This is a genomic window from Psychrobacter sp. NG27 (assembly GCF_016106655.1).
GTDB lineage: Bacteria > Pseudomonadota > Gammaproteobacteria > Pseudomonadales > Moraxellaceae > Psychrobacter.
Genome location: NZ_JADGIN010000001.1, coordinates 677,797 through 690,496 on the forward strand (window position 1 = coordinate 677,797; position 12,700 = coordinate 690,496).

The window sequence follows — 12,700 nt, forward strand, 5'->3', positions numbered from 1 at the left end:
AGGTTGTTTTTATTCGTTATTAAAAAATATACCTTTATCCTGACAGTGTTGAGTGATTTGTTTATAAACATCATCAGCATCTAGCATAGAGCTATCAAGCCATAGAGCATCTACTGCGGGTTTTGATGGTGCCGTACTACGGTTCTCATCACGATCGTCACGGGCTTTAATCGTTGTCAAAATCGCATCAAAATCTGCTGTTTGGCCAGCTTGAATCAACTGGGTCACACGGCGCTCTGCACGTGCGCTAGCACTAGCAGTCAAAAATACTTTCACATCCGCGTCTGGAAACACAACCGTTCCCATATCACGGCCATCAGCGACCAATCCTGAAAAGGTCGCCATGTCTTGTTGCAGATGTAACAATGCTTGACGAACTTTTGGAAATACAGCTACCTGTGATGCATAGCCACCAACCGTCTCGTTACGTACCTGGTCACCAACTGTTTGACCATTTACAATAATGTCCACGCGTCCTGACTCGTTGTTCGGTACAAAAGCTATTTTTAGGCTTTTTGTCAAGTCCAACACGGCCATCTCATCGATAACTTGACTCGCATCCGCTGTGATCAATCCCGCTTCGAATGCTTTAAGCCCTACGATACGATACAACGCCCCCGAGTCTAGCAACTGATAACCTAAAGCTTGTGCTAAGCGCCAAGTTACCGTGCCTTTGCCTGCGCCACTGGGTCCATCGATACAAATAACAGGATAGCGAACTGACGGCTTTTGGCTATCATCGTTATCAGTTATTGGACTGTCGGATACAGGGACTGTCATAATACTCGCTCAATAGTAGGTGGTGCTTATATACTGGTTATTTCATAGCCATGCAGCAATATTTACTGCCATTTCAAATGCTTAATCACACGCTAAAACGTTAGGTATCAAACAGGGCAATATTATAGCAAAGAATCCTCGCTATCACTAGCACCAAGACTGATATCTTGTCGATTAGTATTGTCACTAGTAGCAGCTTGTTTGTTCTTTTTTGCAGCGCGTCTACGCTCACGAAAAAATGCCTTTAGCATTTGGCCGCTATGTTCGCTACACAGCCCTTTCTGAACTTGGATACTATGATTATAAAAAGGCTGTACGGATAAATCCAGTTGACTGCCAACCATACCTGCTCGTGGTTCACTAGCGGCGTATACAAGCCTATCTACACGAGCATGTATGAGCGCACCAATACACATCGTGCAAGGCTCTAGCGTGACATACAGTGTTGTCTGTAATGGCAGTCGATAGTTCTTAAGACGATTGCAGGCGTCTCTTAGTGCCACTATCTCTGCATGTGACGTGGCATCATGACGCCCGATTGGCTCATTGAAACCCTGTCCAATGATTTGCTCATCATGTACCAATATAGCGCCTACTGGTACCTCTCCGCGCTCAGCGCCTTGTTTGGCAAGTCTCAGTGCATTTTTCATCCACTTAACATCTTTAACTGACCAAAATATAAGATGTGCAAACGCTATGCTCTCTAATTCAATGATTGATAAAAAAGATGGTGTTAAATTGACATTCATAGTATTTAGCATTTACTGTGGCAATTGCCAGTCAATTGGTGCTTGACCATACTGTACCAAATAATCATTGGTTTTAGAGAAGGGCTTAGAACCAAAAAATCCACCGCGGTTGGCAGCGAGTGGTGAAGGATGGACAGCAGTCAGTATCAGATGCTTATCGGTATCGATATATTTGCCCTTTTTTTGGGCTTTACTGCCCCACAGTATAAATACAGTATGCTCTGTCTGTTCATTGACCGCATCAATCACTGCATCGGTAAACTGTTCCCACCCTTGATTTTGATGACTGTTTGGCTCACCTTCTTTCACTGTCAAATAACTGTTCAGTAATAGAATCCCTTGCTGTGCCCAATAGGTCAAATCGCCATGTGCCGACGGTTTGATGCCGATATCATCTGCCATTTCTTTTAACACATTATTAAGTGAGGGCGGCTTCGGAATGGCTTTTGGCACAGAAAATGATAGTCCCATTGCCTGTCCTGGGCGATGATAAGGATCTTGTCCTAAAATGACAACTTTGACCTGTGATAGAGGCGTCAGATTAAGCGCATTGAACATCAACGGGGCTGGCGGATAGATACTATCATCTGATTGGTACGCCTCTTTTAAAAACGCACGCAAACTGTCCATATTGTCTGAGGTTAACTCATCTGCTAATGCTGTCTTCCAATCGTCTGGTAGGCGAACATTGTCTAAAATGGCTTGCTTTTGCTCTGCAGTTTTAATTGGCTGTTCGTCAAAAAACTCCATGTTGTATCCTTTTTATATTTGTTATGGAATAGATATATAGGGTCTGTTGAACATTAAAATATTAGGGCTGCTGATCGCTAAAATTGCACCAAACTAAGCACAAATCGACGATAATGTCGAGACCTTAGCTATGTTTGTAACAACGTTTGGGGTGATTTTAGCATCAGCCTTTCAGGGCACTACTCTTTTTTGCCAATATATGGCGAAATTGTTTAACCTAGAATGACTAGGCATCAAAAATTTCACTGCATATTGTCTAAAAAATAGTGACTGCCAGCACCACATTTGAATGTTCAACAGACCCTAGCCATTGGCTCTTTTTAAGCATTCATACTAACAAAAAACGCTATGAGCTTTGTTAATGAATTATAGCAATAAAAAAACGGCTACCGTAATAATACCGTAGCCGTCTTATTGTAATGACATTAAATGATTTAACTAGCTACTGACTCAGAGTCTGAGCGCGGCTCATGCGTTTCAACGACAGTCAAGATAATACGGCTGTCAGAAGAACCCTTATCAGAAGACTTACCAAGCTTCACTGTATCACTGTCCTGCGTCTCATCTGCTTTAGGTTCTAAGGTCAGATGGACTACCCCACCATTGACCAAATCACCAAACAGAATCATGCTGGCTAATGGCTTTTTGATTTCATCTTGAATCAAGCGCTGCATTGGACGAGCGCCCATCAGACGGTCATAGCCTTTATCAGCGAGATAATCACGTACATCATCATCAATCTCTAACGTTACTTGTTTGTCATCTAACTGCACTTGTAGTTCAACCAAGAACTTGTCAACCACAGATACCACCACTGAGCTGTCTAGTGGGTTGAACTGAATGATAGCATCTAGACGATTGCGGAACTCTGGCGTAAACACACGCTTGAGTGATTCAGTGTTATCACGGCTATGATCTTGCTGAGTAAAGCCCATTGACGAGCGGCTAATACTATCTGCGCCGACGTTGGTTGTCATAATAACGATGACTTGCTTAAAGATAGCAACACGGCCATTGTTATCAGTCAAGGTACCATGATCCATAACCTGTAATAACAAGTTAAAAACATCAGGATGCGCTTTTTCAATCTCATCAAGCAATAACACACAATGCGGATGTTGATTGATCTTTTCCGTCAGTAGTCCACCTTGGTCATAACCAACATAGCCTGGAGGTGCACCGATCAGACGTGAGGCGGTATGGGCTTCCATGTACTCTGACATATCAAAGCGTACCAACTCCACACCTAATAGATTGGCCAATTGACGTGATACTTCTGTTTTACCCACGCCTGTCGGACCTGCAAACATAAATGAACCAATCGGCTTATCTGGTGATTTTAGACCAGCACGAGACAGTTTGATAGCATCCGCAAGCGTTGCAATTGCTTCGTCTTGACCAAACACCAAGTGTTTAAGATCACGATCTAGGTGCTGAAGAATGCTCTTGTCATCACTAGACACTGATTTGGGCGGTATGCGTGCCAATTTAGCAATAATAGCTTCGATATCGGCCACATCAATTTTCATTGGTGGTCGTTGGGCTTTAGATACCTTGATACCATCTGCTGACTTTTTACCATCGCTTGCCTTCGCCGTTGCGGCTTCATTCTGCATTTCATTATCTGTATCGCTACCGATACCTTCAAGATCGGCATCAATCTGTGCATCGAAATCATGCTCTATATCTGCAATAAAGCTTTCTTCAGCATCGATATCATCTACATCAGCGACGACGCCCAAACGCTTATAAGCGCCTGCTTCATCAATCACGTCGATGGCTTTGTCCGGTAAAAAACGCTCGTGGATGTGTTTGGCTGACAATTGCACTGCGGTAATAAGTGCTTGATCCGTGTATTCAACGTTATGAAACTCTTCATAGCGAGGCTTCAGACCACGTAAGATATCAATAGTATCGTCTACGCTTGGTTCTTTCACATCGATTTTTTGGAAACGGCGTGACAACGCATGATCTTTTTCAAACACCTGACGATATTCAGTAAAAGTCGTTGAACCGATACAACGTAGCTCACCGTTAGCAAGTGCCGGCTTAATCAAATTAGACACATCCATATTGCTGCTCATGGATGAACCTGCGCCAATAATCATATGGATCTCATCGATAAATAAGATCGCATTTGGCTTATTCTTCAGTGCATCAAGGAGTGACTTCATACGTTTTTCAAAGTCACCGCGATATTTGGTTCCAGCAATAAGCGCACCAATATCAAGGCTATAAATCACACAGCCATTCAGTGGTTTTGGTGCTTTATCATTGATGATCAGCCATGCTAGACCTTCAGCGATAGAGGTTTTACCCACACCTGGCTCACCTACTAGCAATGGGTTATTTTTACGGCGGCGGCACAGTACTTGAGCGGCACGTTCGATCTCAGAGGCGCGACCAATTAACGGATCAGTTTTACCTTCAGCAGCGCGCTGATTTAAGTTGGTCGCAAATTCAACCAAAGGGTCTTTGCTGGTTTTTTCAGACGCATTACGACGCTCGCCAGTACCAGAAGCACGTGACTCAGAAGGCTCATCTTTGTCCTGACCATGCGATAGATATTGAGTCAGTTCAAGACGGCTAATGCCTTGCTTTTTAAGCAAGTAAACAGCATAAGTATCATGCTCTGAAAACATCGATACCAAGATATCAGAGCCTTCGACCAGACGACCACCGCCAATCGATTGCACATGAAAAATAGCACGCTGTAAGATACGATCAAAACTCTGCGTTGGCTGCGGTGACTGCTCGGTATCTGCATCGACCGTTGGCGTGTGCTTATTGATATACACTTCAAGCTCGGTACGCAACGCCGAGACGTTGGCGTTACAGGCAGTCAATGTATTAGCAGCATGGGTATTTTCTAGTAGCGCCAATAATAGATGTTCAACAGTGAGATACTCATGCGATTTTTGGCGCGCAAGCGTCATTGCTAAACGTAGAGAAACTTCAAGATGACGACTTAACATAACAACTTCCTACGGTTATATCTATCTTTATAATTGATAGTTTTATGAATGAGTTAGTAAGTAAATCAGGGCGATAGATGCATTGTTCAAGGGCTATATTTGTATTATTGGAAATCGAATAGACTCAGAAACCACGGATACATCGTATGAACCATAGAATTTTCAACCACTACCGCTGTTTATCTGACGGTTGGCAATGATGGCAACAATACTGGTTCGCTTTTCTTTATATCAACACGATATTTGGATAGAGTCAATCTATTAACGCAGACTAAAGTGTATCAAAGCATGCTAACAGCAGACAAAAGGAGCTGGGACGCAGATTATCCACGTTTAAGAAGACGAATAGCCAAAAAGAGAAGGATAACAATAGAATGAATAAGAAGAAAAAAGGTTAGAGCAATTTGATGAGAACTTTTACGGTCAATTTGACGATGATTTGAATAGTATTAAAGCAGAAAATAACAAGCTCACGATAAAAGTGAGCTATTGATAAGCACTATAGAATTATGCAAAAACCAACTAATTCCACAGAAACTGGGTTTATAAAAGACTAATGCATAACAGTGGCCGTTATTCGCCTTGATGCGGCTCAATCTGAGTTAATAGCGGATAACCTTCACGGTGCGCCAAGCTGTTTACTTTTTTGGCTTTGGTTTCAGCGATATCTTTTGGATAAATACCAGCGATACCCTTACTGTTGTTATGAATCGTCAGCATAATTTCGACTGCAGAGTCTGTACTATGACGAAACTCTGATTGCAATACGTAGACCACAAATTCCATCGGAGTATAGTTGTCGTTGTACATCACTACCGCATACATGGGTGGTTTGGCTATTTCTGGTTCTGCAACCAGCACGTCAGCTTGTGGTGACGTCTCACCATCAGTGTCACTATCTTGTGCACGGTGAACAGGCGTACTTGGCAGGTGCCAATCAGCAATCATTGGCATGCTATGTAATATCATTTTTTTTGTCATAATCGGAATACAATCGTGAGATGAGTTTAAGAAAAAAGATTTATTGAGACAGAGTCGCCATATCGCTTAGAGCACAGGGATTGAAATCAGTAGTACTCATTGAGGCGATGTTAAAAAGCGTACTGACTATGAATGATTGATACCTTAGATACAACATGTCCACCCTGCACGAATACTCTTAAGCAAGGCAGTCAGTAAAGGCAAGACTCAGCAGTTACTCTGAAATAGGGCTTTGGTCAACATCTGGTAAATCTAATAGCGAGGGCAACATATTATCGACACGGCTCCCAAGCTTCCAATCATATATTTGCTCTATTTTCTGAGCACCAGATTGAAGCGTTAATTTGGCTTGTAACGGCCTAAATCCTGATGGCATCACAAAACGACCACGTATGCGAACGATACCTTCAATTGTATAGCTGGTAGGATCTAATGGTACTTCTACCAAATCATCATTGTTCAATAACGTCAACGTGGGTCTTAAGCGCTTGGCTTGACCATCACCGCTGAGCATACCGATATCAAAACCATACTCAAAAGCGTTTTCAGGTAATGGCTCAATCTTGGCACCCAATATTTGCAAAGGCATACCGCCTTTTTCGCTAATAAAATCGGCGTAGAATTCATTAAGTTGTGCAACTTGCTTGTTTTCTACTGTCATGGCTTGCTGATTCTCACGCAACTCTTTCAAGTTTGCCAAACTGATAGCCAGCTCTTGTTTAGAGGTCGCTGCTTGATTGGTCGCTATTTTGTTACTAAGCCGTAAATCTTCAAGCGATTTCGTGGCTTCATTGCCGTTGATAATCGCTTGCTTGGCTTCTGTTTGCATTGAGTGCAAGCCGCGCTGATAGCCAAGTTTGTGACCGAACATTAATCCGACCACAGCTGTCACAAGCACTGCCAATACAAATAACGCCAATACCAGTGTCGATGCACCGCGCTGAGTCATATTTTTAGCATTTACAAAGTAATCATCATCTCTCAGGAGACACTGCTTACTCTGCAAATCATCAATAGCAAAATCTGGACACGATGGACGTGTTGGCTGTGGGCAAAAGCGTAGTACAAGCTTAAAACGCATTTAGACAGTATCTCTTAAGAGTAAGGGCAAGTCATTATAGCGGAATTTATAATCAATACCTAGTAGCATAAATATGAATGACTTAGCCGCAAAAAATCTCGTACTAAGGTACGATAGGCGCAAAATTCAGTCCCATTGATTCATCAAATCCAAACATAACATTCATGTTTTGGACGGCTTGTCCTGCAGCACCTTTGACCAAGTTATCCTGTACCACAATCACCGTCAGCTCAGCACGGTCATTGTCCTGATGCACAGCGATACGTAAACGATTGCTGGCGCGCACGCTACGTGTGTCAGGATAAATACCTTTTGGCATGACATCAACAAATGGCTCTGAGACATAAGATGCTTCAAATGCTTGCTGCCAATCAATCATAGCACCTGCATCCGTGAGCTCCAGGTGAATAGAGCTGAGCATGCCACGTATCATCGGCACTAGGTGCGGTAAAAAACGAATACGATGGGCAAATTGGCTGTCTAACAACTGTGCAACGCCTTGCTCAATCTCAGGCAAGTGACGATGACCCTCGACGCTATAGGCTTTGAAATTATCTGTTGATTCAGCATAGTTGAGCGCAAGCGAGGCTTGGCGACCCGCTCCAGACACACCAGACTTCGCGTCAATAACAATACGAGATTCAATCAAACGTTCTGCTTGCTTGTTTTGAACATCGATAATGGGCTTCAAACCCAAAATCGCAGTGGTTGGATAGCAACCAGGATTACCCACTACTAATGCATTTGCCAGTTTGTCGCGATTAATCTCTGGCAATCCATAAACCGCTGTCTTTAATAGCTCAGGACACACATGTGACTGTTTGTACCATTTCTCAAAATCAGTCAATGACTGCAAGCGAAAATCAGCCGCCAGATCGATGACCTTAACGCCAGCTTGAGTCAGTGCTTCCGCTTGCTGCATCGCCACGCCGTGTGGGGTCGCAAAAAATACTACGTCACACTTTTGTAGCGTCGCGAGTGTGTCATCACCTAAGTCACTGAAGACAATGTCTGAGATGCCGCGTAAGCTTGGAAAAATCTCATCAGCACGAGTGCCCGCTTCGCTACGTGAGGTTAGTAAATCAATAGAAACGTTTGGATGCGCAGATAACAAGCGAATAAGCTCAATACCTGTATAGCCTGTACCACCAACAATCGCCGCTGAAATCATAAGAGACTCTCTTTTTCTTAAAAATACTAAATATACGCTGACAGATAGTAAATCAATTATTAAATTTTATAGTCATGTACCGCATCGACAAACACTTTGGCATTGTCAGGATTGACCCACTGAGTAATCCCATGACCTAAGTTAGCAATGTAACCCGTTTTATCACCATTCGCATAGGCTCTATCAAGCATGGCATTGACTTCAGTACGAATCGTCGCAGGTGAGCCATATAGCGTTGCTGGATCCAAGTTACCTTGGATGGCTTTGCTACTTTGTAGTTTTTTATGTTGCTTGGTCAGTTGACGCTGACTGTCAGTCAATAACTGACGTGCACGGTCAATCGGCATCGTCCAGTCTAGGCCTAATACATCGGCTTCGCTATCAGCCTGGATGTCTAACCATAATCCACCCCCTTTGGTAAATAACACCACAGGTACCTCGGGATGGCGCTGCTTAAGCTCAGCAACAATGCGCTTATTATACTTGTGTGAAAAGTCGATAAATTGACGATGGCCAAGCGCCCCGCCCCAACTATCAAATATCTGTACAATCTGAGCACCAGCAACGATTTGTGCATCTAAATAATCAATGACAGACGTTGCCAATTTATCCAATAATTGATGTAAAAAATCAGGATTACTGTATAAAAAACCTTTGGTATAACGATAGTCTTTTGAGCTGCCGCCTTCGATCATATACGTCGCTAGCGTCCATGGACTACCAGAGAAACCAAACAACGGTACTTGCCCATTCAAAGCTTTACGAATACTGGTCACCGCACGCATGACATAATCAAGAGAGTCTGTCGGATCAAGCTTTGGTATTCTATCAAGATCCGCTTGCGTACGAATAGGATGCTTAAATTTAGGACCTTCACCAGCCTCGAAATATAAGCCCAATCCCATGGCATCAGGAATGGTCAAAATATCACTGAACAAAATAGCCGCATCCAAATTATAACGGCGAAGTGGCTGCAGAGTGACTTCAGTGGCACGGTCGGTGTCTTTGCATAGGCTCATAAAGTCGCCTGCTTCAGCACGAGTTGCCTTATATTCTGGTAAATAGCGACCTGCTTGACGCATCATCCAAACTGGGGTGGTATCGATAGGCTCGAAGCGTAGCGCACGTAGCAATCTGTCGTTTTTTAAAGGCGCAAACTGCTGCTGGGCCGAGTCACTGTTGTCTAAAGCACTCATGTACAAATCTCCGAAACACACAGTATTTATCATTCTTTAAGAATACTGTGCTAAATAAATTAAATAAAAATTGATTAATACCTATGATACAGGGTCAGCATCTATGCTGATTAAAGGGTATTGCTCTCATTTATAATAGCCACATCATAAACTGATACTTGGGTATGAACGTAAAAAACCATGTCTGACCTATCTGTCTGTCACCAATAAGTAAGGCTTGTCTAAAACCATAAACAAGCCCTACTCACTAATACAAACGATGCGTCATCAATTTACTATACGGTTAATGCCAAGTTATCACGATGTACCATGACCACACGCTCTTCACTACTACCAAAAATCTTGTCAAACTGTTCGGTACGCTCACGAGCCACACGTCTGGCATCATGCGATGAAAAATTCACCTGTCCAACTGCGAGACGTTCGCCAGTATCCTGATGGATAATCTCAACCACATCGCCTTCATCAAAACCACCATGGACTTCGACAACGCCGACTGGCAGTAAACTTCTATTGAGTTCAGTCAAGGCCTTTGCCGCACCTGCATCCACAACCAAACTGCCTGACATACGCAGGTGAGCCGCCAGCCATTGCTTACGAGCAATGATTTTGTCTTCGTCGTTGGTTGTCAAAAGCGTACCAACCGCTTCACCTGATACCACACGAGTGATCACATCATCAATCGCGCCGCTCACGATAACGGTTGGACAACCACCCATTGCAGCGAGACGACCAGCACGGATTTTGGTGAGCATACCACCGCGTCCTAGCTTGCCGCCATCTCCGGCTATATCAAACAAATAATCAGCCATCGCACGCTCTTGACGAATCATTTTTGCATTAGGGTTGTCACGCGGATTGTCTGTGAATACACCATCTTGATCGGTGAGGATAATATACAGATCAGCATTGACCATCGCTGCTGCCATTGCCCCTAACGTGTCATTATCACCAAACTTGATTTCATCAATGGTAATGGTGTCGTTTTCATTAATAACAGGTAGCACGCGCCATTCTAATAATTGCGTCAACGCACCTGTCGTATTGAGATAACGGCTACGATTAGACAAATCATCATGCGTCAGTAGTAGCTGCGAGCTTTGGATACCATGCTGAATCAGAGCTGACCACCATGTTTCAATCAAACCCATTTGACCAATAGAAGCACAGGCCTGTAGTGCGGCTAGTTTTTTAGGGCGCTCCTCAAGGTTCATACGTACTACCCCTTCGGCAACAGCACCTGACGATACTAGTAGCACTTCGACGCCTTGCTTGTGCAGCTTAGCAATCTGCTTGGCCCACTCGTATATGGCAGTTCGATCCAGCCCTCGACCGTTATTGGTTAATAACGACGAGCCAATCTTGACAATAACGCGCTTAATATCAAAGTTGCGAGTTTGTTTAATAAACCTTGCTTCTTCGGTCGTGTTTGCTATGTCATCTGCCATATAAACTCCTTTTTATCTTATGAATTGATTAAAAAATTCAGGTACATCAGTTCAAGCTTGTTCACTTATGGAACGTAAACCACCTCGACACCGTCTTCATCATCGAAGTCGTCATCATCGTCATTTAAGTCTACCCCTTCACGTGCTGCTTTGCGAGCCGCACGATAGGCTTCACGCTGGGCTTCAGTGTTCAGACGGACTTCTACTTCTAAGCGCTCAAAACGTGTTCTTTGTGCTTCAGCGAAGATAGGATCTTCTAGTTCACGCTCACGCTCTAGTTCAATCTCATTCATCAGATGATATTTAACTGCATCAGTCCCTTCACCCATTAGGGTTGAGGTGCGAAATACATCGCCTGTCCAATCAAGCTCGGCGACAATATGGGTACAGAGCTCATCTAACTCTTCTTCAGGCACCTGATCAATTTTGTTTAATACTAAAATCTGAGGCAAGTTGGATAATTCAGGCGAAAAACGTTCAAGTTCATTTAAGATAACACGAGCGTTGGCTACTGGATCGCTTCCATCAATTGGTTGTACATCAACCACATGTAACAAGCGACGAGTACGCGCCACATGCTTCAAGAAACGAATGCCAAGTCCAGCGCCTTCTGAAGCACCTTCGATCAAACCTGGAATATCCGCCATCACAAATGAGCGATGACGACCGATATCGACTACGCCTAGATTCGGAACGAGTGTGGTAAACGGATAGTCAGCAACTTTTGGTCTAGCAGCAGAAACTTGACGAATAAAGGTAGATTTACCAGCATTAGGCAAACCAATCAAGCCAACATCAGCCACTACTTTTAGCTCAAATTTAAGAACTTTTAGCTCACCTTCAAAACCAGATGTCGCTTTACGTGGTGCTTGGTTGGTAGAGCTCTTGAAATGGGTATTACCCAAACCACCATCACCACCTTTGGCAATCAGTAACGTCTGACCAAGTTCAATCAAATCGCCCAATACTTCATCTGTTTCGGTATCAATGACCGTGGTACCGATAGGTACTGGTAAAAACAAATCATCAGAGCCTTTGCCTGAACAGTTTCTACTATGACCATTCTCAGCTCGCATGGCGTCATGACGACGGGTATAACGATAGTCAACTAGGGTGTTGGTGTTATCTTCTGCAATGACATAAACATCTCCGCCTTTACCACCATCACCACCATCAGGGCCACCACGTGGGACATACTTTTCTCGGCGAAAACTGGCGATTCCGTTACCACCGTCACCTGCTTTTACCGTTACGACGGCTTCATCAATAAATCGCATTTTACTTTCCTTAATTCACAATCCAGTTTGTATACTGGTTACAACCAACGGTTATATTATGGGGTTTTACTGTGTTGTCACAAAAAATATTGTGACAAAATAAGCGCTAAAAGCACGCTACTTATATTTGATATTCAATATGAAAATAACACCCGATAATCAATCGGACTATCGGGTGTTTAAGTATGACAGCTAACGCAATATCAAGCTATCCAAACCAGACGCTATTATGGCAAATTTTGCAGTATTACTGCATCGATTTACACAATATTAGACAACTGGTTTGTTATGC

The 12,700-nt window shown here is 43.4% G+C and carries 10 protein-coding genes; all 10 read right to left on the reverse strand.

Translation table 11 applies throughout. From position 1 onward, the window contains the following. Nucleotides 1–9 precede the first annotated feature (9 nt). The 10 genes from cmk to cgtA all read right to left on the reverse strand — a co-directional run bounded on the left by cmk (nucleotide 10) and on the right by cgtA (nucleotide 12,408). Complete coding sequence (cmk, locus tag IP485_RS02710) at nucleotides 10–780, reverse strand: (d)CMP kinase (RefSeq protein ID WP_198325871.1); 771 nt, start codon at nucleotides 778–780, stop codon at nucleotides 10–12. Nucleotides 781–902: 122 nt separating this feature from the next. Then, nucleotides 903–1,541 (reverse strand): tRNA adenosine(34) deaminase TadA, encoded by a 639-nt coding sequence (tadA, locus tag IP485_RS02715; protein ID WP_198325872.1) that lies wholly within the window; start codon nucleotides 1,539–1,541, stop codon nucleotides 903–905. Continuing rightward, nucleotides 1,542–2,279, reverse strand: coding sequence for a uracil-DNA glycosylase (locus IP485_RS02720; RefSeq protein WP_198325873.1), 738 nt, complete (start codon nucleotides 2,277–2,279; stop codon nucleotides 1,542–1,544). 434 nt (nucleotides 2,280–2,713) lie between these two features. Beyond that, nucleotides 2,714–5,254: an ATP-dependent Clp protease ATP-binding subunit ClpA gene (gene clpA / locus IP485_RS02725; protein ID WP_198325874.1), complete on the reverse strand. Its 2,541-nt coding sequence runs from the start codon at nucleotides 5,252–5,254 to the stop codon at nucleotides 2,714–2,716. Nucleotides 5,255–5,827: 573 nt separating this feature from the next. After that, a complete protein-coding gene (locus tag IP485_RS02730; protein WP_194362912.1) occupies nucleotides 5,828–6,223 on the reverse strand; it encodes an ATP-dependent Clp protease adaptor ClpS in 396 nt (131 codons plus the stop codon). Nucleotides 6,224–6,449: 226 nt separating this feature from the next. Next, nucleotides 6,450–7,316: a hypothetical protein gene (locus tag IP485_RS02735; protein WP_194362911.1), complete on the reverse strand. Its 867-nt coding sequence runs from the start codon at nucleotides 7,314–7,316 to the stop codon at nucleotides 6,450–6,452. Between the two features lie 103 nt (nucleotides 7,317–7,419). After that, nucleotides 7,420–8,487 carry an N-acetyl-gamma-glutamyl-phosphate reductase gene (argC, locus tag IP485_RS02740; protein WP_194362910.1) on the reverse strand — a complete coding sequence of 356 codons (1,068 nt, stop codon included), beginning with the start codon at nucleotides 8,485–8,487 and terminating at the stop codon, nucleotides 7,420–7,422. A gap of 59 nt (nucleotides 8,488–8,546) precedes the next feature. Next, nucleotides 8,547–9,683: a uroporphyrinogen decarboxylase gene (gene hemE, locus IP485_RS02745; protein WP_198325875.1), complete on the reverse strand. Its 1,137-nt coding sequence runs from the start codon at nucleotides 9,681–9,683 to the stop codon at nucleotides 8,547–8,549. Nucleotides 9,684–9,958: 275 nt separating this feature from the next. Then, complete coding sequence (gene proB / locus IP485_RS02750; protein WP_198325876.1) at nucleotides 9,959–11,131, reverse strand: glutamate 5-kinase; 1,173 nt, start codon at nucleotides 11,129–11,131, stop codon at nucleotides 9,959–9,961. A gap of 65 nt (nucleotides 11,132–11,196) precedes the next feature. Continuing rightward, the gene (cgtA, locus tag IP485_RS02755; protein WP_198325877.1) at nucleotides 11,197–12,408 is read right to left on the reverse strand and encodes an Obg family GTPase CgtA; all 1,212 of its coding nucleotides are present in this window, start codon (nucleotides 12,406–12,408) and stop codon (nucleotides 11,197–11,199) included. Nucleotides 12,409–12,700 lie beyond the last annotated feature (292 nt).